At 49.3% G+C, this 24,349-nt stretch carries 21 protein-coding genes; 6 read left to right on the plus strand and 15 right to left on the minus strand.

What is annotated here, in order from left to right; translation table 11 throughout:
- The first annotated feature begins 66 nt into the window (after positions 1 to 66).
- Complete coding sequence (locus tag T499_RS0107985; protein ID WP_013065734.1) at positions 67 to 1,041, plus strand: lysophospholipid acyltransferase family protein; 975 nt, start codon at positions 67 to 69, stop codon at positions 1,039 to 1,041.
- On the opposite strand, the gene T499_RS0107990 is transcribed toward T499_RS0107985, so the two are convergent.
- From T499_RS0107990 to dgt, 5 genes are read right to left on the minus strand one after another with little or no spacing between them, the layout of a single operon-like run.
- Complete coding sequence (locus T499_RS0107990) at positions 1,038 to 2,918, minus strand: LTA synthase family protein (protein WP_033150497.1); 1,881 nt, start codon at positions 2,916 to 2,918, stop codon at positions 1,038 to 1,040. The genes T499_RS0107985 and T499_RS0107990 overlap by 4 nt on opposite strands.
- Positions 2,915 to 4,726: an LTA synthase family protein gene (locus tag T499_RS0107995; RefSeq protein WP_033150498.1), complete on the minus strand. Its 1,812-nt coding sequence runs from the start codon at positions 4,724 to 4,726 to the stop codon at positions 2,915 to 2,917. The genes T499_RS0107990 and T499_RS0107995 overlap by 4 nt, the downstream gene beginning before the upstream one ends.
- Positions 4,710 to 6,536 (minus strand): ABC transporter ATP-binding protein, encoded by a 1,827-nt coding sequence (locus tag T499_RS0108000; protein WP_013064344.1) that lies wholly within the window; start codon positions 6,534 to 6,536, stop codon positions 4,710 to 4,712. The genes T499_RS0107995 and T499_RS0108000 overlap by 17 nt, the downstream gene beginning before the upstream one ends.
- A gap of 19 nt (positions 6,537 to 6,555) precedes the next feature.
- The gene (gene miaB / locus T499_RS0108005) at positions 6,556 to 7,890 is read right to left on the minus strand and encodes a tRNA (N6-isopentenyl adenosine(37)-C2)-methylthiotransferase MiaB (RefSeq protein WP_033150499.1); all 1,335 of its coding nucleotides are present in this window, start codon (positions 7,888 to 7,890) and stop codon (positions 6,556 to 6,558) included.
- A 19-nt stretch (positions 7,891 to 7,909) separates the two neighbouring features.
- Positions 7,910 to 9,247 (minus strand): dGTP triphosphohydrolase, encoded by a 1,338-nt coding sequence (gene dgt / locus T499_RS0108010; protein ID WP_033150573.1) that lies wholly within the window; start codon positions 9,245 to 9,247, stop codon positions 7,910 to 7,912.
- A 151-nt stretch (positions 9,248 to 9,398) separates the two neighbouring features.
- Between dgt and dut the strand changes: the two genes are divergently transcribed.
- From dut to T499_RS0108030, 4 genes are read left to right on the plus strand one after another with little or no spacing between them, the layout of a single operon-like run.
- Positions 9,399 to 9,836, plus strand: a complete 438-nt coding sequence (gene dut / locus T499_RS0108015) for a dUTP diphosphatase (protein WP_013063840.1) — start codon at positions 9,399 to 9,401, stop codon at positions 9,834 to 9,836.
- A gap of 13 nt (positions 9,837 to 9,849) precedes the next feature.
- Entirely contained in the window at positions 9,850 to 11,442 is a 1,593-nt protein-coding gene (locus T499_RS0108020; protein ID WP_232221076.1) for a tetratricopeptide repeat protein, read from the plus strand.
- Positions 11,442 to 12,305 (plus strand): lipoprotein insertase outer membrane protein LolB1, encoded by an 864-nt coding sequence (locus tag T499_RS0108025; protein ID WP_081358267.1) that lies wholly within the window; start codon positions 11,442 to 11,444, stop codon positions 12,303 to 12,305. Before T499_RS0108020 ends, T499_RS0108025 begins: the two co-directional genes overlap by 1 nt.
- A gap of 17 nt (positions 12,306 to 12,322) precedes the next feature.
- Positions 12,323 to 13,924 (plus strand): murein hydrolase activator EnvC family protein, encoded by a 1,602-nt coding sequence (locus tag T499_RS0108030; RefSeq protein WP_033150501.1) that lies wholly within the window; start codon positions 12,323 to 12,325, stop codon positions 13,922 to 13,924.
- A gap of 47 nt (positions 13,925 to 13,971) precedes the next feature.
- On the opposite strand, the gene T499_RS0108035 is transcribed toward T499_RS0108030, so the two are convergent.
- Both T499_RS0108035 and T499_RS0108040 read right to left on the minus strand, forming a co-directional pair.
- Positions 13,972 to 15,036: a M20 family metallo-hydrolase gene (locus tag T499_RS0108035; RefSeq protein ID WP_033150502.1), complete on the minus strand. Its 1,065-nt coding sequence runs from the start codon at positions 15,034 to 15,036 to the stop codon at positions 13,972 to 13,974.
- A 3-nt stretch (positions 15,037 to 15,039) separates the two neighbouring features.
- Positions 15,040 to 16,035 carry a TerC family protein gene (locus tag T499_RS0108040; RefSeq protein WP_033150503.1) on the minus strand — a complete coding sequence of 332 codons (996 nt, stop codon included), beginning with the start codon at positions 16,033 to 16,035 and terminating at the stop codon, positions 15,040 to 15,042.
- A gap of 84 nt (positions 16,036 to 16,119) precedes the next feature.
- On the opposite strand from T499_RS0108040, the gene T499_RS0108045 reads away from it, so the two are divergent.
- Complete coding sequence (locus T499_RS0108045) at positions 16,120 to 17,304, plus strand: ComEC/Rec2 family competence protein (RefSeq protein WP_052173557.1); 1,185 nt, start codon at positions 16,120 to 16,122, stop codon at positions 17,302 to 17,304.
- Here the strand turns inward: T499_RS0108045 and T499_RS0108050 are convergent.
- The 8 genes from T499_RS0108050 to T499_RS15000 all read right to left on the minus strand — a co-directional run.
- Positions 17,258 to 18,157 carry an AEC family transporter gene (locus tag T499_RS0108050; RefSeq protein ID WP_232221077.1) on the minus strand — a complete coding sequence of 300 codons (900 nt, stop codon included), beginning with the start codon at positions 18,155 to 18,157 and terminating at the stop codon, positions 17,258 to 17,260. The two genes, T499_RS0108045 and T499_RS0108050, sit on opposite strands and share 47 nt — an antisense overlap.
- Before the next feature lie 56 nt (positions 18,158 to 18,213).
- A complete protein-coding gene (gene rseP / locus T499_RS0108055) occupies positions 18,214 to 19,599 on the minus strand; it encodes an RIP metalloprotease RseP (protein ID WP_033150504.1) in 1,386 nt (461 codons plus the stop codon).
- Positions 19,600 to 19,605: 6 nt separating this feature from the next.
- The gene (locus T499_RS0108060; RefSeq protein WP_013065072.1) at positions 19,606 to 20,763 is read right to left on the minus strand and encodes a 1-deoxy-D-xylulose-5-phosphate reductoisomerase; all 1,158 of its coding nucleotides are present in this window, start codon (positions 20,761 to 20,763) and stop codon (positions 19,606 to 19,608) included.
- Complete coding sequence (gene rimM / locus T499_RS0108065; RefSeq protein WP_033150505.1) at positions 20,760 to 21,269, minus strand: ribosome maturation factor RimM; 510 nt, start codon at positions 21,267 to 21,269, stop codon at positions 20,760 to 20,762. The genes T499_RS0108060 and rimM overlap by 4 nt, the downstream gene beginning before the upstream one ends.
- 4 nt (positions 21,270 to 21,273) lie before the next feature.
- Positions 21,274 to 22,578, minus strand: coding sequence for a UDP-N-acetylglucosamine 1-carboxyvinyltransferase (gene murA, locus T499_RS0108070; protein WP_033150506.1), 1,305 nt, complete (start codon positions 22,576 to 22,578; stop codon positions 21,274 to 21,276).
- A 5-nt stretch (positions 22,579 to 22,583) separates the two neighbouring features.
- Positions 22,584 to 23,174, minus strand: coding sequence for a DUF4290 domain-containing protein (locus T499_RS0108075; RefSeq protein ID WP_013064173.1), 591 nt, complete (start codon positions 23,172 to 23,174; stop codon positions 22,584 to 22,586).
- Between the two features lie 24 nt (positions 23,175 to 23,198).
- On the minus strand, positions 23,199 to 23,888 hold the full coding sequence (gene tsaB, locus T499_RS0108080) for a tRNA (adenosine(37)-N6)-threonylcarbamoyltransferase complex dimerization subunit type 1 TsaB (protein ID WP_013063291.1): 690 nt from the start codon (positions 23,886 to 23,888) through the stop codon (positions 23,199 to 23,201).
- A gap of 274 nt (positions 23,889 to 24,162) precedes the next feature.
- Positions 24,163 to 24,349, minus strand: a 187-nt coding sequence (locus T499_RS15000; RefSeq protein WP_232221078.1) for a hypothetical protein, incomplete at its 5' end; no start/stop codon positions are given.

Below are 24,349 nucleotides of genomic sequence, written 5' to 3' on the forward strand. Positions count from 1 at the left end.
GCAAAAAACTGCATATTTCAATCAAAACGCTTGTGAGATTGCAAATAATTATATAATTTTGCATCCATGAAGGTACTCTACTATATTGTTTTAGCCGTTTGGTATGTGTTCTCATTACTGCCATTACGTGTACATTACTTCATCAGCGACCTGCTGTTCTGGTTGCTGTATGGCGTATTGGGCTATCGTAAGAAGGTAATAAGAAGAAACATCAAAGAGTCGTTCCCCGAGAAAACCGATGACGAGAGATACAGGATAGAACGCGGATTCTACCACTTTTTCTGTGATTACATCGTGGAGAGTGTGAAACTGATGACGATGACACCCGAGAACCTGAAGCGCCGTATGGTGTTTAAGGGGGTAGAGCAGATTGATGAGGCTATCAATTCGGGGCAGTCGTGCGCCGTGTATCTGGGGCATCTGTGCAACTGGGAGTGGATAACATCGTTGCCACTCTGGATGAAGTCGGATGCGCAATTAGGACAGATTTATCATCCTATCGAGAATAAGGATTTCGACCGCTTGTTCCTGCGCTCGCGCCAGCGTATGGGAGCCGTTTGTATCCCCATGCAGGATACGCTGCGAAGAATGGTGGAGTACCGCAGGGCTAAGCAGCCTATTGTTATCGGATTTATCTCGGATCAGAAGCCCCATTGGGTGAATATCCACCACTGGATAGATTTCCTGCATCACGATACACCCGTGCTCACTGGTACTGAGCGTATTGCCAAGAAGATGAATTATGCGGTGTTCTTCATGGATGTGCGTCGTGTAAAGCGTGGCTACTATGAGGCCGAAGTGATTCCTATGACCCGCGAGCCACAGCAGCTGAAGGATTACGAACTCACAGATATGTACTTTGATTTGTTGGAGAAGAGCATCAAGCGTGCGCCTGAGTTCTGGTTGTGGAGTCACGACCGCTGGAAGCGTACACGTGCTGAGTTTAACGAGCGTTTCGAGGTGATCGATGGTAAGGTTATAGCCAAGGATCATCCCGACAATAAGCCCGCGCCTCCCAAGAAACCTTGGTATAAGTTCTAAAGCAACTTGTTTTTGGTCATGCGCATCATATATTGTTGTATGATGGCTTTCAGCTCGCGTTCCATCTGCGCCTGCTGAGGTACCTTGCCCTTCAGGTTGTGCTGCATCAGACGGTCGGTTAACTGGTAAACACCCTTGGTTTGTTTGCCGTCGAACTGAAGCACATAACCATATTTTACGTACTGATAAATGCCGTTGAGGTAGTTAACCGCCCACGTATCGTTGGCGGGCGTGCTGAGCACGTCGATACCAAAGGCCATATAGGGCTTAGAGTAGCCTAACATACCTAAGATGGTGGGCATGATATCTATCTGCTGGGCAATCTTCTCTTCCATTCGGCCTACAGGCTGCGAAGGATCGTAGATGATGATGGGCGAACAGAATCCACCCAGATCGCTCTGATATTCTGCGTGGTCGCTCTGGTTGGTATGGTCGCTGGTAAGCACAAAGATGGTGTTATCAAACCAAGGCTGCTTACGGGCGGTGGCAAAGAACTTGCCAAGGGCCATGTCGGTATAGCGGATGCACTTCTGGATGGGCAGATGCTCCTCGGGGAACTGTGCCTTATACTGCTCGGGGATGGCGAACGGATGGTGACTGGAAGCTGAGAAGATAGCTGTCATAAACGGTTGCTGCATCTTGCTCATCTCCTCAGCATAATACTGGAAGAAGGGCTCGTCCCAGATGGCCCAGGTACCATCGAAATCGTTAGTGCCACGAGCAGCCTCGTATTCGGTACGACCGTAATAACGCTGGAAGCCCGTCTTCTTGGCAAAGGCCTCGAAGCCCATCGAACCATTCTGGGCCCCATGGAAGAAAGCTGTCTGGTATCCCTCGTTACCCAAGATGCCTGCCAGGCCGGTATAGTCGTTCATCGAGGCTGGGGTGAGGAAGAACGGCTCAACAAACATAGGGATGCTGGAGAGGATGCTGGGCATGCCGTCGATACTCTTTCGGCCGTTACAGAAACTGTAGCGGAAGGTGGTGCTGTGGGCAATGAGTGAATCGACACAGGGGGTGTAGCCCTTGTACTTTCCGCCCTCTAAATCGCGGTTGAGTGCACCGATATACTCGCGACCGAAACTCTCGATAATCAGAACAACAACGTTCTTTTTTACCAATGTATCGGTCTGGGCTTTATGCTGTGGGGTGTAGATAGCTTCTAACTCAGTCTCGCTCTGATAATAGTTGGGCACAGTGAATACGCTTTTGCCAATGGTGCGGATGAGCGAGAAGGGGGTGTTGAGCACCAAGGCGGCATCGGTAGGATGCTGGGCGTACTGGTTGGCATTTGATACGGTGATGGGGCGAACGGCTGTGGTAAAACCGCCACGCATGCCGGCAATACTCAGAGGTGCGATAAGCAGCAAGCTGGCTAAGTTGGCTGCATGCTTGCGTCGGGGCTGGGCATACAGCTTGTAGAGAGCTATCATCACTACAGCAAACAGCAGTACCAGATACCAGTGGTTGATGAACTCGGTGCCAAAAATGCTACCTAAGTTGCCCTCGTTCGAGAACTCGCCGAACACCGTTGTAGTGGTGCGGCGCATGGTGTATTGGAAATAAACCGCATCGCCTAGGTTGATGGCTAAAGCAAGACCGTTGATGATGAGATATAGCCACTTAAGGGCTTTCTGACCTTTCAGCGTAAATGCCCCAGCGGCTATCATCAGCACCACATAAAGCGCATTGGTATAAACAATTGCTGAGGTATCGAACAAGAGTCCGCCACAGAATACATCACTGTTATAATGGAGCAGTTGGGCGTTTTCGAAGAAATATGCCAATCGGGCTATCTGGTAAACCACATAGACTAACAGGATGTTCCAGATAACGGCCACGATAGGGGCGTAGGGCTTGCTGAGAAGATGTTTCATCGTTGATTTAAATCTTTTGTAGCGGCTTGCAGAATGGCTTGGGCAATAGTGATATCGCCCTTACCTGTGGTAACACGCTGACTGTACAGGTCGAATACCGTCAATCCCGTACTATCTACCATCGAATAACCTTCGGTAAAGGTATGCATGGCTACGGGGTGGGTATAGGTGCTGCTGAGCACATCGCGACTAAACGTGTAATCGCTATGCGACAGACCTAACTGGGCTAACAGCGTAGCGGGCAGGTCGGTCTGGTTGCAGATGGTATCGATACGGCGAGGTGCTTTTACGGCGCCGCCAACCCAAATCATCGGGATGCGATTGCGTAGCGGATGCTGCTCGTCGTACGCTTTGTAGTTGATGCCGTGATCGGGCAGCAGCACAATCAGCGTATTCTTCCAGGCCTCTGTGCGGCGCAGTTTGGTTACGAAATCGCCAATACATTGGTCGAGATAATAGAAAGCATTCAGAATCTCGTCGTCGAAATGCTTGATGGGCACATCCCAAGGCTCATGACTGCTCAGCGAAGAGTAGCCAATGAGATAAGGCGATGGGAGGGTGGTGGCCATATCATACAGGGTGCCGAAGGTGATATCATCGCGTACACCCCATTCGGCTGATTTCTGTTCGGCTGTTGTATAGTCGGCCTTCCAGGTAAGCTGGTCGAACCCGCCGCTAATCAGATAGCTGCGCATGTTGGTAAAATTGATGTCGCCACCATACAGATAGTGGGTGTTGTACTGCTTCTCGTCGCGTAGCGAACGGGCGATACAAGGCAGGGTGCGCGATTTGGCGGGCAACTTCATTACCGACGTGTTGGGGAACGAGGGGTAGCCGCTATAGGTACACAGGGTGCCGCGATCGGTGCGCCATGAGTTGGCATAGCAGTTGGTAAAGTAAACACCTTCGGTAGCCAATTTGTTGAGGTTGGGTGTGATATCCTGGCGACCGCTGAGTTCGGTAAACTCACCGCCGAGACTCTCCATTAGTATCACAATGATGTTAGGGGTTGGGGTGTTCAACAGCGTATCACTATTCACACTCTCGGTGTTATACAGCTTGTTGATAATCTGTTGGCAGTCCTCGTCGCTCATGTAGTTGTAGCTCTCTACCTCGCCTGTTTTCTCTAACGAAGCCAGGAAACTGAAAACGGGATTAACTGCCGAGTGGTTGAGGAACTGATTCTGTGAATAGTACACCTGACCGATATTGGTGGTTGATTCGTCTAAGCCACCACGAATACCGATAACTATCAATGGTGCCATGACCAGGAAAGTAACCAGGCTGATGACTGCTGTTTTGAGTGAACTCTTCAGTGGGCTGGTGCCTTTCAGACTGCATAAGGCGTTAGCATAACCCTTATAGATAACTACTGCCGTAACTACTAATGCTACGAATCGCCAGATGAGATAGACGATAGAGACGCTGGCTGTAGCCTCGTTGGGTGTTTCGAGATACTGCAGGCACGAGGCATCGAGCTTGAATGCCCAGAAGGGATAAAGACTGGTGTCGGCCACAAAAGCCAAAGCAAAGGCGATGGCTATCAGGGCGTAATACCCTTTCAGGATGCGGAACAGCCATTGGCCTGTGTACCACATGCTGACGATGGTGGCGAGAAAAGGTACAATAAAGAAATAAAGGGCTGTTGATAAGTCGAGCGACAGTCCGTGCTGTACCACCTGCCACATATCGATAAACACGAACTCGTGTCCCTCTCGGCAGAAAAGCATAAATGCCAACTTGGCCAAGACGAACACAAGAACCGTCCAGAGGTACGTCTTTATCAGATAACTAACTCTGCATTTCATGTAACTTCTTGTAATAACCGTCGATATTCAACAGTTCATCGTGGGTGCCACGTTCTACTATCTTACCCTCGTGCAGTACGCAAATCTCGTCGGCGTTCTTAATGGTGCTTAAACGGTGTGCGATGGCAACGGTAGTGCGGGTCTTCATCAGGCGCTCTAAGGCATCCTGCACCAGGCGCTCGCTCTCGGTATCGAGGGCCGAGGTGGCCTCGTCGAGAATCAGGATAGGTGGATTCTTCAGAATGGCACGAGCGATGCTGACACGCTGGCGCTGACCACCAGACAAGCGGCCACCGCGATCGCCGATGTTGGTATCGAAACCGTTCTCGGATGCCATGATGAAATCGTAGGCGTTGGCAATCTTGGCTGCTTCCTCAATCTGCTGCTGGGTAGCGTTATCCACACCGAACGAGATGTTATTGCGGAACGAATCGTTAAAGAGAATAGCCTCCTGGTTTACATTACCAATCAGCTGGCGCAGATCGTGAATACCCAACTCCTTCACGTTGATGCCATCGATGAGCACCTCGCCTTCCTGAACATCATAGTAACGGGGAATGAGATCTACCATCGTAGATTTTCCGCTACCACTCTGACCTACCAAAGCGATGGTCTTGCCCTTGGGGATTACCAGGTTGATATCCTTCAATACCCACTGCTCGCCGTATTTGAACGATACGTGGCGGAACTCTATCTGGTGCTCGAAGTTAGCGATATGCTTGGGGGCTGCTGGCTCCTTAATGGTGTTCTCGGCCATCAGGATCTTATCAACACGTTCCATCGAAGCCAGTCCCTTGGGGATGTTATATCCGGCTTTCGAGAAATCCTTCAATGGGTTGATAATCGAGTAGAGCATCACCATATAATAAATAAAGATAGGACCAGAGAGTGTGTGGTTGTTGAGTACCAATACACCACCGAACCACAACACAATCACAATCATCACGGTGCCCAGGAACTCCGACATAGGATGGGCCGACGACTGGCGGATGTTAACACGCATGATGTCGTTGCGATAGGCCGAGTTGATGGTGTCGAAACGCTTGTTCATCTTATCTTCGGCGCAGAAGGCCTTGATGATGCGCAAACCACCTAAGGTTTCCTCGACCTGACTCATGGTATCGCTCCAAAGCGCCTGAGCCTTGACCGACTGGGCTTTGAGCTTTCGACCAACCCAACCCATAAACCAACCCATGATGGGTACGATAACCAGGGTGAACACGGTGAGCTGCCATGAGATAAACAGCAGCATGGTGAAATAGCCTACAATCAGGATGGGGTTCTTGAACAGCATCTCGAGACTCGACATGATAGAGTTCTCAATCTCCTGTACATCGCCGCTCATACGGGCGATGATGTCGCCCTTGCGCTCCTCGCTGAAGAAACCTAATGGCAGGGTGTTTATCTTCTGGTACAACTGGTTGCGGATGTCGCGAACCACACCTGTGCGGATTGGCACGATGGTGGCCGACGACAGGAAGTAAGCACCCGTCTTCAGGAAAGTCATAAAGGCCAGGAAGAGGCCGATGATGAGCAGGGTGGTGGTAGGACCAAGATCGGCAATGAGGCTGTTAACGTAGTAGTTCATGTTGTTCATCAACACCTCCTGCGCATTTGCCCAATCCCATGCCATCAGTGCGGTTGCTGTGTCGCCGTCGCCTGTCTTGAAGATAATCTGTAAGATAGGTATCAGGGCTGCAAACGAGAAGACATTCAAGATAACCGATAGGATATTGAACACTACCGATGCCACCAGATATTTTTTGTAAGGAGGTACAAACCGCCTCAGTACGTTCAGGAACTCTTTCATTTATCTATTTGACGATTTACTATTTGACGATTGCTTCGCCCAGAAGCGTGGCGCTGGTGCTACCAGTGATTCTTACGCGAACGGTTTCGCCGATATGGTGAGTACCCTTGTCGAAGACTACCATCTTGTTCTGTTCGGTACGACCGCAAAGCTGCTCACGACTGCGCTTTGAGAAGCCCTCAACCAGCACGTCGAACTCCTTGCCCTCGTCCTTCTTGTTCTGGATGGCACTCATCTCGGTCTGAAGGGCAATCAGCTCGTTCAGTCGACGAATCTTCTCCTCCTCGGGCACATCGTCGGGCAGGTGCTTCGAAGCGTAAGTGCCTGGGCGTTCGGAGTATTTGAACATAAAGGCAGAATCGTAACCCACCTCGCGCATCAGGTCGAGCGACAGCTGGTGGTCTTCCTCTGTCTCGGAGTGATAACCTACAAAGATATCGGTAGAAAGACCGCAATCGGGGATGATACGACGGATGGCATGTACGCGATCCATGTACCACTCGCGGGTGTATTTGCGGTTCATCAACTTCAAGATACGATCGCTACCACTCTGTACAGGCAGGTGGATGTGCTTGCAAACGTTGGGCACTTCGGCTATTACCTTCAGGGTTTCATCGCTCATATCCTTAGGGTGCGAAGTGGTGAAGCGAACACGCATGGTGGGCACCTCTTCGGCTACCTTTCTTAACAGGGTGGGGAAGTCGGTATCCTCGAACTTATACGAGTTTACGTTCTGTCCCAACAGGGTTACCTCCTTAAATCCCTTATCGCGCAGGTCGCGAACCTCACGCAGGATGCTCTCTACATCGCGACTGCGCTCACGTCCACGGGTGTAAGGCACAATGCAGTAGTGGCAGAAATTGTTGCAACCACGCATAATACTTACAAAACCGCCAATCTTATGTCCGATGCCGATACGCTGTGGTACCACATCCTTATAAGTCTCGCTGGTAGAGAGTTCGGTATTCATGGCTTTGTGTCCCAGTTCGGCCTGAGCAATCAGGTCGGGCAGCGACAGATAAGCGTCGGGACCTGCCACCAGGTCGGCAAAATGATTATCAAGCAAATCGCGCTGAGCTCTCTCAGCCATACAACCAAGTACACCAAGAATCATTTTGGGAGCTTCGGGATTGCTCTTCAGTCGGCGGCGACGCTCAGCATCCAGCGCTTCCAAACGGTGATAAATCTTCTGCTCGGCGTTATCTCTAACAGAGCAGGTGTTCAGGAATACAGCATCGGCCTCGTCGATGGTCTCGGTGGTTTCGTAACCAGCCATCTGCATCACCGATGCAACAACTTCAGAATCGGCCACATTCATCTGGCAGCCATACGTTTCAATATATAACTTCTTCATCATGCAAAGTATAAACAGGTTAAATAATAGGTAGCGATATGCCGTTAATCTTCTGGAACACATCAAGTGCATACACATCGGTCATACCGCTGATATAATCGATAATCGCCATGATACGCGTTTCAAGGTCGGGCGCATCAATATCATACTGACTCGACACACGACTGATCAGGTGCTTAGAGTAAAAACGCTCGGGATGAACAGCGGCATTGATAAACTTCTCCATCAGCGTCTGGATAATCTGATAACCCGACAGCTCTACATCGAGTACGGGACGACTCTTGTAGATGTGCTGAACCGAGAGCTCGCAACAACGCTTATAGGCATTCTGCGGCAGGTCGCTGATATGATCAATCAAACTGCCTTGGAAAACGCCGCTCAATATCTCGTCCTCGTGCTCAACAAACACGCGTACACACTCATTCTCGAGTTTGCCAATCACGCAGGCTCGCAGATATACAATCTTTTCGTTATTATCGTTTACACCTTCCTCAACAATGCGGTTCTGGATACGGGCCTGGGTCTCCTCGTCGAAGAATCCCAACAGCAACTGCATGGTGTCGGCGTGCGAAATAATTTTAAGTTTGTGGGCATCCTCAAGGTCCATAATCTCGTAGCAGATATCGTCGGCTGCCTCAACAAGATACACCAGCGGATGACGGGCGTAACGCAAGGGCTCGCCCACTTCTGATTTACAGGGGATGCCTAATTCGTCGGCAATGCGACGGTAATATGTCTTTTCGGAATCAAAGAATCCGAACTTGCCTTTCTTGCCGGCAGCACTCGATGAGAATGGATACTTAACAATGCTGGCAAGCGTAGAATAAGTCATGACAAATCCTCCCGGACGGCGACCTTTGAACTGATGCGTTAGCAAACGGAACGCATTGGCGTTACCCTCAAAGTGGGTAAGGTCGTTCCAGAAGTTGGCACTTACCTGGCGCTGCAGGTCGTAACCGGCACCTTCGGTAAAGAACGACTGGATGGCTTTCTCGCCGCTATGACCAAAGGGCGGGTTGCCTAAATCGTGTGCCAAGCAGGCGGTGGCTACAATCTGACCAATCTCCTGAAACAGCTGGTCCTTCAGCTCTGGATGCTTCTTGGTAAGTTGGGCAGCCACATCGTTTCCAAGCGACATACCCACGCTGGCCACCTCGAGTGAGTGGGTCAGACGGTTGTGCACAAAGATACTTCCCGGGAGTGGAAATACCTGGGTTTTGTTCTGCAAACGACGGAAAGGAGCAGAGAAAATCAAACGGTCGTAATCGCGCTTGAACTCTGTTCGGTCGTCGTGGCGCTCAGGATGACGATGCTCCTGACCGAGACGCTTGTTCGATATCAGTTGTTGCCAATTCATCATAATCAGGGTGCAAAGGTACGAAAAATACGCGCAGTAGCGGCATATTTCGCAGAAATTAACGAAAAAATAAAAAAATTAGTCGCCGAAAGGGTGATTTCTAAGCTAAAAGCACTACCTTTGCACGTGGATTAAAATATTATTTTAAAAGATGCTGAAAATTAAAGTTGTAAACAAAGGTCACCAGCCCTTGCCGCAGTATGCTACTGCGCAGAGTGCCGGTATGGATCTGAGAGCTAATATAGATGAACCCATCACCCTGAAACCGCTGGAGCGCCGACTCATCCCAACAGGCTTGCATATCGCTCTGCCTGTAGGTTATGAGGCACAGGTACGTCCTCGTAGCGGTTTGGCATTAAAGAAGGGTATCACCGTACTGAACACCCCAGGTACTATCGATGCCGACTATCGTGGCGAGATAGGTGTGGTTCTTATCAACCTGTCGAACGAGGACTTTGTTGTTGAGGATGGTGAGCGTATTGCCCAGATGGTGATTGCGCGTCACGAGCAGGGTGAGTTCGTATCGGTAGAGGTTCTGGATGAGACCGAACGTGGCGAAGGTGGTTATGGTCATACTGGCGTGAAGTAGAATCATGATGCGAATGAAGAAAATCGGACTGTCGTTATTGTTACTGCTTTCTGTAACCACTGGTTACGGACAGCGTGAGTACGACCAGTTCTTTCTTGAAGCCATGATGCAGCGCCAGAAGGGAAACAACGATGCAGCCTTTGATTTGCTGCGTCATTGTCTGGAGATTAATCCCGATGCCCCCGAGGCGTACTACTTTTTGGCACAGTACTATAACGCTCTGAAGGATGGCGAGAAAAGTCTGGCTTATATCCAGAAGGCGGCTGCACTCGATCCGGATAACGCTACCTATATGGAAACATTGGCACAGGCGTACATCCGTCAGCAGGATTACGAAGCTGCCATCCCTGTAGTGGAGAAGATCTATGAGCGCGACAAAGAGCGTGAGGATTTGCTGGAGATGCTGTTCCAACTGTATCAGCAGGTGGGCGATTTCGATTCGGCCGTAGAGGTGCTGAACCGTATCGAAGCCATCGATGGCAAAAGCGAACGTCTGTCGGTAGCCAAGAGCGAGATATATACCCGTCAGGGAAACAAAAAAGCGGCCATTGCCGAGATAAAGGCTTTGGCTGAGAAATTCCCCAACGATGGTAATTATCAGGCTTTGTATGGTGAGACGCTGATGATGAACGGACAGCTGAAAAAGGCACTGAAGGTGTACGACAAGATTCTGAAGGATGAACCTGATAACAACCGTGTGCTGATGTCGCTGCGTACCTATCATCAGGCTTTAGGCCATCGCGAGATAGCCGACTCGCTGACTGAACGTGTGCTGCTGAATCGCAATGCCACCATCGACGAGAAGATTCTGCTGTTGCGACAGGAGATTTCGGCCAGCGAGAATGCGGGCGGCGATAGTACCCGTGTGCTGCAGCTGTTCGACAAGATTCTGAAACAGCCTCAGACCGATGAGCACATGGCTATTCTCTGTGCCTCGTATATGAACGTGAAGAAGATGCCGAAGGATACCATCGCTACGGTGCTGACGAAGGCTTTGCAACTGGCGCCCGATAACTCGTCGGCCCGTTTGCAGCTGATTGGTTATGCCTGGGAGGCTGATGATATGGAGCGCGTGATTGCACTCTGTCAGGATGCCCGACAGTATAATCCCGACGAGATGGCCTTTTATTACTATCAAGGTATCGCCTACTATCGTCGCGACAGTCTTGATGCCGCCCTTTCTACCTTTAAGAATGGTATCGGCGTGATTAAGGAGGACAGCGATCCTGCTATCGTATCCGATTTCTATGCGGTGATGGGCGACATCCTGCATCAGAAGGGCTTGATGAAAGAGGCCTATGAGGCTTATGATAGTTGCTTGCAATGGAAAGATGATAATATGGGCTGTTTAAATAACTATGCCTACTTCTTAAGCGAAAGTGGTGAGCAGTTGGCTAAGGCCGAGCAGATGAGCTTTAAAACCGTGAAGGCTGAGCCTAAGAATGCTACCTACTTAGATACCTACGCTTGGATTCTGTATATGCTGGGCCGCTACTCTGAGGCCAAGATATATATCGACCAGGCGTTACAGAATCTGGATGAGTCGATCGACAACTCTGTGATTCAGGAACATGCAGAAAAAATAAAACAAAAAGCAAATCAATAATGAAACTGAAAAGTATCGTAAGAATTGCCGTATTGGCATTGCCATTGATGTTTAGTTCATGTGGTATATTCAAGAAATCGAAAGAGGTGAAGCCAATCATTGAACAGCGTCAGACTACCGACTTTGTGAGTCAGGTGCGTGATAACCAGCAAACCAATAAGTTCATTACCTCGAAGGTGAAGTTCTCGGTTGAGGTTGGTCCGCAGAAGATTACGCTGACGGGTAATCTGAAAATGCGTCGTAACGATGTAATCCGTTTGCAGCTGATGGCCTTTGGATTTGTTGAGGCCGGACGTCTTGAATTCACCAAGGATTACGTGCTGATTATGGACCGTATCAATAAGCAGTACCTGAAGGCTCCTTACCGCCAGGTAGATTTCCTGCGTAATAGCGGTTTGAACTTCTCGGCTATTCAGGCATTGTTCTGGAACGAGCTTTTCAAGCCCAATCAGGGTAGCGAGGCAGTTGTGCTTGCAAAGAATGACAAGGAGGGCGAAGGCAAGTTTACCACCATTGAGAGTGGCGACGATATGATTATCAATCTCGAAGAGGGAAAGATGGACTACAGTTGGTTGGCCAGCAAGAATACCGCACTGATTCGTATGGCTAACATCCTGTATAAGGACCGCTTTAATGGTAACACCCAGCTTAACTGGGACTATTCCGAATACGATGTGTTTGGACGTAAGATGTTCCCCAAGAAGCATCTCATTACACTTACCACTCCTGATAAGGAAGTGAAGTTGGGTATGACCCTGAATTATCTGGGTAATGATACCGAATGGGATGCACGAACCGAAGTTTCTAACAAGTATCGCGAGGTAACAGTTGACGAGATACTCCGCCGCTTCATGGCTCTATGATGAATAGAGTGTTACGTATGCGATATATCGCGATGGTGCTGATGGCACTCATCACGTTTTCTTCGCCTGCTATTGCACAGCAGGCGAAAAAAAAGTCTGTGCAAAAACGTACGGCTACCACAACTAAGAAGTCGGGCAGCAAGAAATCTACAGGTAAGAAGACAACTACCAAGAGTTCTGCATCCAAGCAGCCGGTAACGGTTAACAGTTTGAAGACCGAGCAGCAGAGGGTGCGCAAGCAGATTGAGGAGCAGCAGCGCAAGTTGAAAGCCAACGAGCGCGATGTGAAGAATCGTTTGCAGAACCTGCTGATTATCAACAACGAGATTGCCGATAAACGTAAGTCGATTGATACCATTCGTCATGATATCAATCGTTTGGATGGTAATATCCACACGTTGGAGGTGCAGATGGTCACACTGAACAAAGAACTCGAAGAGCGCAAGCAGCGCTTCATCAAGTCGATGAAGTACATGCATCGCAACCGCAACCTGCAGAGCAGATTGATGTTTGTGTTCAGCGCTAAGAACCTGTCGCAGATGTATCGAAGACTGCGTTTTGTGCGCGAATATGCGGCCTATCAGCAGAATCAGGCCGAAGCGGTGAAGTCGATGAAGGATCAGGTGACTGAGGCGCATAGCGAACTCACCGACACCAAGCGACAGAAGAGCGACTTGTTGGTGAGAGGCGAACGGGAGCGCCGTTCGCTCGAAGGCAAACAGGAAGAGCAGCAGAAGATGGTGTCATCTCTGCAGAAACAGCAGAAAACCATTCAGGGCATCATCGAAAAACAGAAAAAGCGCGATGCCGAGTTGAATGCTCAGATCGACCGTTTGATTGCCCAAGAGATAGCGCGTGCCAAAGCTCGCGCTGAGGCTGAAGCTAAGCGTAAGGCTGCTGAGGCAGAGGCTAAACGTAAGGCTGAGGAACTGGCCCGCAAACAGGCTGCAGCCGAAGCGGCTCGTAAGGAGAACGAACGACGTATTGCTGAGGCTAAGGCTCGTGAGGAGAAAGCCAAAGCCGAAGCCCGTGCGGCTGCCCGTAAGAATGCCGAAGAGAAGGCGGCTGCCGAGCGCGCTGCTGCTGAGGCAGAACGTGCCCGACTGGCTGCCGAGCGTAAGGCGGCTGCCGATGCCAAAGCGCATGAGAAAGAGGTGGCCGAGGCGCGTAAATCAGAGGCTGCAGTTTATACTGTTTCGTCCGAAGACCGTATGCTGAGTGGTAACTTTGAGAGCAATCGCGGTAGATTGCCTATGCCTATTGCTGGCGGCTATCGTATTGTGAACCACTTTGGTACCAACCACGTAACAGATGTGAAGGGACATGTAACACTCGATAAGAAAGGTATCGATATCAAGGGTCAGCCTGGTGCTGCAGTTCGTTGTGTGTTCGATGGCGAGGTGAGTGCTGTATTCAGCTATGCTGGCACCACAGTAGTCATCGTGCGTCATGGTAGCTACCTGTCGGTTTATTGCGACTTGGCTTCGGTTAACGTGAGTCGAGGACAAAAAGTAAGCACCCGACAGACACTTGGTCGTGTGGGTGCTGAGGGTTTGATGCAGTTTCAGTTGCGCAAAGGAAGCGCTAAACTGAACCCTGAGGGCTGGTTGGCGCGATAGGGTCGACACGCTGAGTGTCAATTCTGGCCACACGGCCAGATAGGCACTTATAGTATCAATCCGTCCAACAATCCTATATAGGTATCGATGGCATGTTCCATCTCCGAAATCTTTATGAACTCATTGGCAGAGTGCGAGCGACTTGATTCGCCTGGACCCAGCTTAAATGATGGGAATGGCATCAGCGCCTGATCGCTCAGTGTGGGCGAACCGAAGGGCTGCATGCCTCTGTCGATACATCTCTTAATGAGCGGATGTTCGGGCGAGATGGCCGATGAGTGCAGGCGGAATGAACGGGCGCGCAACTCGCACTTGGTCATCTTCTTGCACAGGAAGTTAAACAGATATTCGTTCTGATAGAACTCGTTGGTGCGTACATCAATAACAAAATGCAGTGTATCAGGCACTACGTTATGCTGGGTACCGCCTTCAACTACGGTCACCGTCATCTTTGTGGGGCCTAAGAGCGGACTTACCTTGCGGAATTTATAATCGCGAAGCCAAACCAGATCGTCGAGTGCTTCGTAGATAGCATTTATGCCTTCGTTACGGGCAGCATGGCCCGATTTGCCGTGAGCATAACCATCAATTACCATCAGTCCTTTTTCTGCAATGGCGGGTTGCATGCCTGTAGGCTCACCCACAATGGCTACGTCAATCTTGGGCAACAAAGGCAGCACGCGACTCAGTCCGTTCTGTCCCGATATCTCTTCCTCGGCCGAGGCTACCCACAACAGATTATAGTTGCGAGGACGATACAGCATGATGCGATAGGCTTGTAACAGCGAAACTAGTCCGCCGCCACAGTCGTTTGAGCCCAGACCATATATCACGTCGTATTCCTGATCTGGTGAAAATGGATCGCGTGTCCACGAGCTAACGGGTTTTACGGTGTCGATATGGGCGTTGAGCATCACGGTAGGTCGATTGTTGTCCCAATCAGGACAGCCCACCCAGAGGTTGTTACCCTCGCGACCGAATGGCAGATTCCACATGTTCAGGAAATCGGCCAGCTTATCGGCAGCTCTCGTCTCGTCTCTACTAACCGAAGGAATGGCAATCAACTCCTTCAGCAAGGCTACGGCGTCGTAAAGATAGTTTTTGTTTTCCATATTTTATTTGGTTTTTGCTTTTGATACACATACGGATAGTAGCATCGATAATACCAAAACACCGAAGATGATGGCCAACGAAAGTGTGGTGGGTACTTCGATGTGTGGCATGTCGATATTTAATCCTATCATCTCGCCGAATGCGTTCACGTACTCGTTCATGGCTAATAGCATCTTTACGCCTACAAAGCTCAGGATGATACCTAAGCCATATTTAAGATAGGTGAAGTATTTGGCTACTGCTGCCAGCGCAAAGTATAGGGCACGCAGACCCAGAATGGCAAAAATGTTTGATGTAAGCACGATAAACGGATCGCGGCTTACTGAGAATACGGCGGGGATAGAATCGACGGCAAAGGCCACATCGGTTGTCTCGATTACCAATAAGGCAATAAACAATGGAGTTGCTAATCGCTTACCGTTCTCGACGATAAAGAATTTTCCCTCGTGCATCTGGTCGGTCACAGGGAAGAATTTCTTGAATATCTTTACGAAGAAATTGTTCGAAGGGTCGACCTGCTCGTCGTTATGTCCGAACATCTTGATGCCCGTATAAATCAGGAATAATCCAAACAATCCTAATATCCATTCAAACTGGGCAATCATTGCTGTACCTGCAAAAATAAAGATACTGCGCAGTACTAAAGCACCAAAGATACCCCAGAACAATACCTCGTGCTGGTATTTTCGCTGTACGCCGAAGAACGAGAAAAGCATCAGGAATACAAACAGATTATCCATCGATAAGGATTTCTCAATCAGATAACCTGCCAAGAACTCCATTGCTTTCTCATGAGAGTCAACAGGATATAACAGATAGATGCCACCGCAGAAAACAAGCGATACACCAATCCATACTGCTGTCATCTTCAGAGCTTCGGATACACTCACTTCATGTTGACCTTTCTTTCCGAACGATTTCAGGTCGATCAGCAACATAATGAATACCAGTATGTAGAATAAAATCCACGCCCAGATGGGGATATTTACCATTTCCATTCTTTCTTTATTCTTTGATTACGGCGACAAAGTTACGAAATAATTCTTATATTCCCAAAAATAGTTGTACTTTTGTACCTTGGTATGCAAAGTCGATTATTCGATAAATGTCCCGTAGCGGCTGTAACGGTGAGTATGATCCTTGGCATTATCATCGCTCACTACGTGTCGCTTCCTATCACCATATTACCTGTGCTGGCTGGTATGGTGGTTGTGGCTTTGCTGCTTTATAAGTTTGCCCATGCGCAGTCGGTAGCTATCGTGGTATGTTGCCTGTTGTTAGGAATGTGTGTGATGCAGTATCATCAGCAAACATCCGATCAAGCATCCACAGAGTCGCGTTTCGACCGTTCCAGGAGTTTCTTCCTCGAGCAACGCGAACAGTTGTTGCAGCGTTTTAATGATAGTGGGCTTGATGGCGATGCTTATGCGGTGGTGGCAGCCATGTCGTTAGGCGATAAGTCGGCTTTGACTCGAGATGTGAAAAGTGCATATTCTGTCAGCGGTGCCTCGCATGTGTTGGCTCTCAGTGGTCTGCACCTTGGTATTATCTATATGCTGTTGTCGTTGTTCCTGCCACGAAGACGGTGGCCGGCTTTGTCGCAGTTGTTGATGATCCTGGTGGTATGGGCGTTTGTGCTGCTGGTTGGTATGCCTGTTAGTGCTGTACGCTCGGCCGTCATGCTTACCATCTATGGCGTTTTGTCGATTGGGCGTCGTAATAAGATGTCGGTCAACGTTCTGGCTTTTACAGCTTTTTTGATGTTGCTGTGGAATCCTGCCTGGCTGTTTGATGTGGGATTTCAGATGTCGTTTATGGCCGTATGGGCTATCCTGCTGTTTGTGCCCTTGTTTACCAGCGTGTTTTCCGACCAGTATTATATGGAGCCCCCCTGGGTGGCAAAGGTTTGGGGCATGGTGGCTGTCTCTATTGCGGCTCAGTTGGGTGTGGCACCATTAATCGCCTATTACTTCGGACAGTTCTCTACCTGTTTTCTGCTTACCAACTTCCTGGTGGTGCCTGCGGCATTCATTATTCTATGTCTGTCGATAGCCGTTCTGTTGTTTCCGCCCCTCGCGTACCTATTATTATATATAGTGAATGGGTTGAATGCGTCGTTGAATACCATCGCCACCTTTCCGGGCGCCAGTATCGGTAACTTGCATCCAACCATCCTTCAGGTTGTGCTTATCTATGTGTTGATTGTTTGTTGCTATCTGCTTATAGAAAGAATAAAACCAATAATGGGATCGACACCATGGAGATGAGGGTGGTAATAAATGTTACCTCGGTTATCATCGTGGTATCTTTGCCGTATTTTAAGCACAGAATAGTACCGTAAGTAGCCACAGGCATGGCAATTACTACCGTATTGATGTTTACTACAAACTGCGAGAAGCCTAAAAGCGTGCACAGATAGTAGATGCCGATGGGCAGTATGGCCAGTCGGAAAAGTGTGGTAGCATAAACGCTTGTGTTACCTAACAGCGATTTGATGGGGAGGTTCGACATCGATGAACCGATAATCAGCAGCGCGGCAGGTACGGTGATGTTACCAATCATGGTGAGTGGTGCGCTGATGGCTTCGGGGATATTATCGATGCGCAATGCTACTATCAGCATGGTCAGGTAGCAGGCCAACATCGGGGTAGAGTAGAGCACCTTCTTTTCAAAACGGCTTTCCTCTACTTCATTTTTACCTGTTATCAGGATAGTTCCTACAGTAAACACTGCAAATGTATTTACAACATTCAGCACAGCAGCATAGAAAACGGCCTCGTGTCCGAATATCGATGCCACCACAGGGTAGCCCATAAAGCCCACGTTACCAAACATCAGAGCAAAACCGATAGCGCCTTCGTCGTCTTTCTTCTTGGTAAGGTAGCGTGGCAACAGAAAGGCGATACCTGTAAGCACCGCATAGGTAATCACGCTGATGAGTAATAACGGTAGAATATACTCACGGTCAGGCAGTTCGCCTGTCATAGCCGACGACAGAATCAGCGCCGGACAGGTCATATTAATTACCAACCTCGACAGCTGTCTGTCAAAGTCGCCTCCCAAATATCCCAATTTGCCTGCCCCGTATCCCACGAGCACAATGGCAAACAAAGTCATCATCACTACAAACATAGAGTAAAGGCATTAAAAAAGCCCCAGTGAGTGGGGCTTTTTGTTTACATATATCCTAACCACCGCAATATATCATTGAGGTTCGCGAATACCATCAGGAGTATCAGCAGACCGAAACCGAAGTATTCGGCACGGATCATGAAGGTCTCTGAAGGCTTGCGACGGGTAATCATCTCATAAATCAGGAACAGTACATGTCCACCATCCAAGGCAGGGATGGGCAGAATGTTCATGAAGGCGAGGATGATTGAGAGGAAGGCGGTCATCTTCCAGAACAGATACCAATCCCACATGGGGGGGAACAGACTGCCGATAGCGCCGAAACCACCAATCGATTTAGCACCGTCGGCTGTGAACACATACTTCATGTCGCCCACATAACCCTTCAGCACGTTGATGCCGTATGCTATTCCGGCAGGGAAACTCTCAAAGAAACCATATTCCTTGGTGACGGGCTGGTAGATGCCAGCGATGGTCTGCACCATGAAACCGAGTTTCAAATCAGGAGTCAAGGTGATGGTGGCTGTATCCTGTACCTCGTTACGAGCATAAACGATGGTGGCTGTGCGCACCTTCAGGCTGTCGGCCTGCGTCTTGGCGGCTGTCATCATATCCTCGAGTACACCCAGCTGATCGGTAAACTCATTGTAGCTGTCAACAGGTTTGCCGTTGATGCCTACAATCTTATCGCCTTTCTGCAATCCCATCTTGGCGGCAGGGGTGTTCTCAATCACACTGTCAACCACAGCAGGAATCAACGGACGAACGAACGAGGGTTCGGCCTTCAGCATGCCCAACAGGTTGATGTCGCCAGGCAACTTGATGCTCATGGCTTTACCATCACGAATGATGTCGGCACGGGTAGCCTCGCTCAGGGCGCGGTACATATCTGCGCTGAAGTCCTTGAACTCACCGTTCTCGGTACCTACCAGGATATCACCATCCTTAAAACCATACTGCTTAGCCTCGGTGTTGAACTTCATACCCAAGGTCATGTTCTTGGTGGGGATATAGGTGTCGCCCCAGTAGAACAGAATCATTGAGTAGATGAACAGGGCCAGCAGGAAGTTTACCAATACACCGCCAATCATCACCAGCAGGCGCTGCCAAGCTGGTTTCGAGCGGAACTCCCATGGCTGCATGGGCTGTTTCATCTGTTCGGTATCAAAACTCTCGTCGATCATACCGGCAATCTTACAGTAGCCGCCCAATGGCAACCAACCTACACCATACTGTGTGTCGCTGTTCTTAGGCTTGATCTTAAACAGACTGCCGTCCCATTTCCAAATGCTGGGATCGAAGAAGAGATAGAACTTCTCTACGCGGATGCCAAAAAGCTTGGCAAAGAAGAAGTGGCCACCCTCATGGAGCAGCACTAGCAGGCCAATGGCCAGCATGAATTGCAAAAGTCTAATTAAAAAGATATCCATTGTTGATTATTTATTCATGAGTTCTGTAGCGATACGACGGGCCTCGGCATCGGTAGCGATGTAGGTGTCGTAGCTGGGGTTCTTATCGAAGGTAGCACGCTGCATGGTCTCGGCAATGATGTCGCCCATCTGCAGGAATCCGCACTTATCCTCCAGGAATCCACGGTTCACAATCTCGTTAGCAGCATTCACGATACATGGCATGTTACCGCCCTTGTCGATAGCTTCGAACGCCAAAGCTAAGCAACGGAACTTCTCCAAGTCGGGTTCGAAGAACTCCAGGTGCTGGGCCTTGAACAGGTCGAGGCGCTCGCCACTCAGGTGCAAACGCTGTGGGAACGAGAAGGCATACTGGATAGGCAGGCGCATATCGGGCACACCCAACTGGGCCTTTACACTACCATCCTGGAACTGAACGGCACTGTGAACAATGCTCTGTGGGTGAACCAAAACCTGAATCTGCTTAGCGTCCACACCAAACAGCCACTTGGCCTCGATGACCTCGAAGCCCTTGTTCATCATCGAAGCTGAATCGATGGTGATCTTAGCACCCATGTCCCATGTTGGATGGCGCAGGGCATCGGCCTTGGTTACGTGAGCAATCTCTTCCATTGACTTCAAGCGGAAGGGACCACCAGATGCTGTGAGCAGAATCTTTTCGATGGGGTTCTGATCCTCGCCAACCAAACTCTGGAAGATAGCTGAGTGCTCGCTGTCGACAGGCAGGATGGGGGTGTGGTACTGCTGGGCCAGCTGCAGAATCAGCTCACCGGCAACTACCAGTGTCTCCTTATTTGCCAAGCAGATGGTCTTACCTGCCTTGATGGCATGGATGGTGGGATTCAATCCAGAGAAACCAACCATCGCTGTGAGTACCATGTTGATGGGACCGGCTTCTACAATCTCGTTCAGTGCCTGGGCACCGGCATATACTTTTACGTCGGGCATGTCGCTCATCAGGCTCTTCAGCTCGTCGTAACGTGCCTCGTTGGCAATCACGATGGCGGCGGGCTTGAACTTATGAGCTTGCTCGGCCAGCAACTCTACCTTATTATTAGCAGTCAAGCAATAGACCTCGTACAGGTCGCTATGTTCCTCGATAACCTCGAGTGCTTGTGTTCCTATCGACCCCGTAGAGCCGAGAATGGCTATTTGTTTCTTCATAACTCTAAAATGCCTTCAGGCAGTTTTACTATTATTTGTTGTTTCTTTGTATCTACATTGGTAATCAGCTCTTCTGAAGCAGGAATCAGTTTACCGTCTTCCAGTTCGAAGAGGATATTGATGGTGGTGTCATCCACCGAGGCAATTTTACCTGCGGCCTTACCGGTGTTGGCATCGATGAGCTCAAAGCCCACAATGGCTGCCCACGAAAGCTGCTCATCATCGTCTTCTGCCATCTCACGGGGAAAGTAAACCTCGCAACCGGTCAGTTCTCTGGCACGCTCCTGGGTGTCGATACCCTCAAACTTCATCAGGGCATTGTCGTCGGTCTTAAAACGGTACTCCTCAATAAAGAAAGGTACCAGGATACCATCCATATCAAGTATCAGGTAGTCGGCATCTGTGCGGTCGAACACGTCGTCGTCGAAGAGAAAACTAATCTCTCCTTTCACGCCGTGCGCTTTACCTAACTTACCTATCTTATATACGTCCTCGCGTTTTATCATATCTCTAACCTCTAACAATATTCGCGCCCAGAGCATTCAAACGGGCTTCGATATTCTCGTAGCCGCGGTCAATCTGCTCGATGTTGTCGATACGGCTGGTTCCTTTAGCGCTCATGGCTGCAATCAGCAGAGCGATACCAGCACGGATATCAGGACTCGACATGCGACCGCCGCGCAGGGTAATCTTTCTGTCGTGACCAACCACTACGGCACGGTGTGGGTCGCAAAGAATAATCTGGGCACCCATGTCAATCAACTTATCCACGAAGAACAGTCTGCTTTCAAACATCTTCTGGTGGAACAGCACGCTACCGCGAGCTTGGGTGGCAACCACAATCAGTACACTCAGCAGGTCGGGGGTCAAGCCGGGCCAAGGGGCGTCGGCCAGCGTCATGATAGTACCATCCATAAATGATTGTATCTCGTAGTGATCCTGGCGAGGTATCCACAGGTCGTCGCCTTCAACCTCGATTTCTACACCTAACCTACGGAAAGCATCGGGGATGATTCCTAAGTTCTCAACACTTACATCTTTGATGCGAACGCCATTACCGCACATAGCTGCCATACCAATAAACGAGCCTACCTCGATCATATCGGGCAGGATCAGGTGGTCGGTGCCATGCAAACTGTCAACACCCTCGATGGTGAGCAGGTTCGATGCAATACCGCTGATGCGGGCACCCATACTGTTCAGCATCTTACAGAGCTGTTGCAGATAGGGTTCACAAGCTGCATTGTAAATGGTGGTGGTACCTTTGGCAAAAACGGCGGCCATGATGATGTTGGCTGTACCTGTTACCGATGCCTCGTCGAGCAACATATAGGTACCCTTCAGCTGTTTGGCCGAAATCTCATACACATCGCGACCTTCCACACGGTTGAAGGTGGCGCCGAGTTTCTCGAATCCTAAGAAGTGGGTGTCCAAACGGCGACGACCAATCTTATCGCCACCAGGTTTGGTGATAACGGCTTTACCCATGCGGGCCAAAAGCGGACCAATCATCATCACGCTGCCACGCAGTGCAGCACACTTCTTCACAAACTCGTCGCTCTGCAAGTAATCCAGGTTCAGCTCGTCGGCTTTGAAGGTATAGGTGTTTTCTTCCTTTTTCGATACCTTCACACCAATATCACGCAGCAGCTGGATGAGGTTGTTCACATCGCGAATGTTCGGGATGTTACGGATAATCACCTCCTCCTCTGTCAACAATGTGGCACAGATTACCTGCAGGGCCTCGTTCTTAGCACCCTGTGGTGTGATAGTTCCTTGCAGCAGATGGCCGCCTTCAATGATAAATGATGCCATATAGGTTACTTCTTTTTCTTCTTTTTCTCATCAGTCTGAGCCACTTTCTCAAATCTGAAAGCGTTCAGGTCAATCTGGATGGCGCCGTCGGTAAAGCGAGCCAGGTCGCTGGCCACGCGCTCATCGTCCATCGAGCCGTGTCCGAACTGAGCCAGATCGCGCTTCATCTGGTTGGCAGTATATCTTACCAACGCATCGCGCTCCTCGCCATCGGGCATAGTCTTCAGCTTTTTAAACAGCTCCTCTACCAATCTGCCGTAGTGGCGCAGTCGTACGCTCTCCTTGGGTAGCTTCATGGGCTGGGGCTTCGATAGAATCTTGTCGGCTTCGCTGATATCATAAGGCCAGTCGATCTCCAGCTCTCTGTGACTCATCAGGTACAGATGGTTCCAGAGTGTCTGCTCGTAGTCATCGTTCTCTTTCAGCTGTGGGTTCTTAGTCTCCATCAGCTTTACGATGGTCTGGGCACACTGCAGGCGCTCCTCTCTGTTGGGCAGCTCACAAGCCAACTCAATCATCTTCTGGATCTCACGTCCGTATTCCGACATCACCAGCTTCTCGCGCTGTGTGTTGTAATCTAATCCTTTTATATCCATAAACTCTTCACTTATCACTATTCACTAAAGAAGTTTCTTGGGAAGCTTCGCCACAAAGTCCTTCAGATAGTAAGGCACAAAGTAAGCTACATCCTCAGTCTGGTTGTTCAACAATCGTTTCTCGGCCAGGGGTTGCATCCATTTGGCCAGTGGCTCTATGCCCTCAATCAGGTGGGCGTTGGGATGATTGATAGTCTCCATGCACTTCTTGGCACCGTTACCGAAGAAGTACACAGGGTGCTTATCCAGATACTCTTTGTAAGTCTCGGCCGTTACCACATCGGCGCCAATCTCACGAACAGGTTTCAAGGCGCGATCGTAGATACCGGCATACACCTCCATGCGTCGGGCATCGAGCATGGGGCAGAGTAGGGCATCTTCTTCAGGAATCTCTCTTAATAATACAGGTACGCACAGCAGCTCCAGTGTTGGAACAGCTATCAGCTTCAGGTTGCGACCGTAGCAGATACCCTTAGCCATCGATACGCCAATACGCAGTCCGGTGTACGAACCAGGACCGCAACTTACAGCCACCGCATCAAAAGGGATGGCGTGATTATCGGTAAACGAGAGTGCCTCGTCAACCATGGTACCTAAACTTTCTGCGTGGTTAGGTCCGCTATGATCTTCTTGCTGGAAGATAACATGCGAATCCTCCGAAACAGCAACGGAACAAACATCCGTACTGGTTTCAATATGTAATATCGTCGACATACTTTTTAATTAACCTATACTAATAAAGTGCAAAGGTACGCAAATTTTTCCCAATCACCATCGTTTTATCAGAAATTAACGTGTGAGTTAATTCAAAAAGGGCAATGAATTAATTCACGAGGGGTTTTGAATTAACTCACGGTTTTTGTGCTAAGTGCCGTCGGCTCTATATAATATATAATAATGTGAAGCCGTTTTTGTGATTGATATCCATCAAGAGCGACCAAAAAAATGCATGAAAAATGAAAATTTCTCTCGAAAAGTTTTGGTAGTTTCAAAAAAAGCCGTACCTTTGCACCCGCAAATCAGGAACACCACCTGACAAGCACTGAAAGAAAGAGTTCTTTGAAAGATTTACATAGACAGAAGTAGTACAAGAAGCGAGTACTTTTCGAAGTACTTGGGTAAATGAACAAACCGTTTCAATTTCTTGAATTTGGATAGTTGTTCTGAGACAGATA

Source organism: Prevotella sp. RM4 (assembly GCF_000701965.1).
In the GTDB taxonomy this organism is placed as follows: domain Bacteria; phylum Bacteroidota; class Bacteroidia; order Bacteroidales; family Bacteroidaceae; genus Prevotella; species Prevotella ruminicola.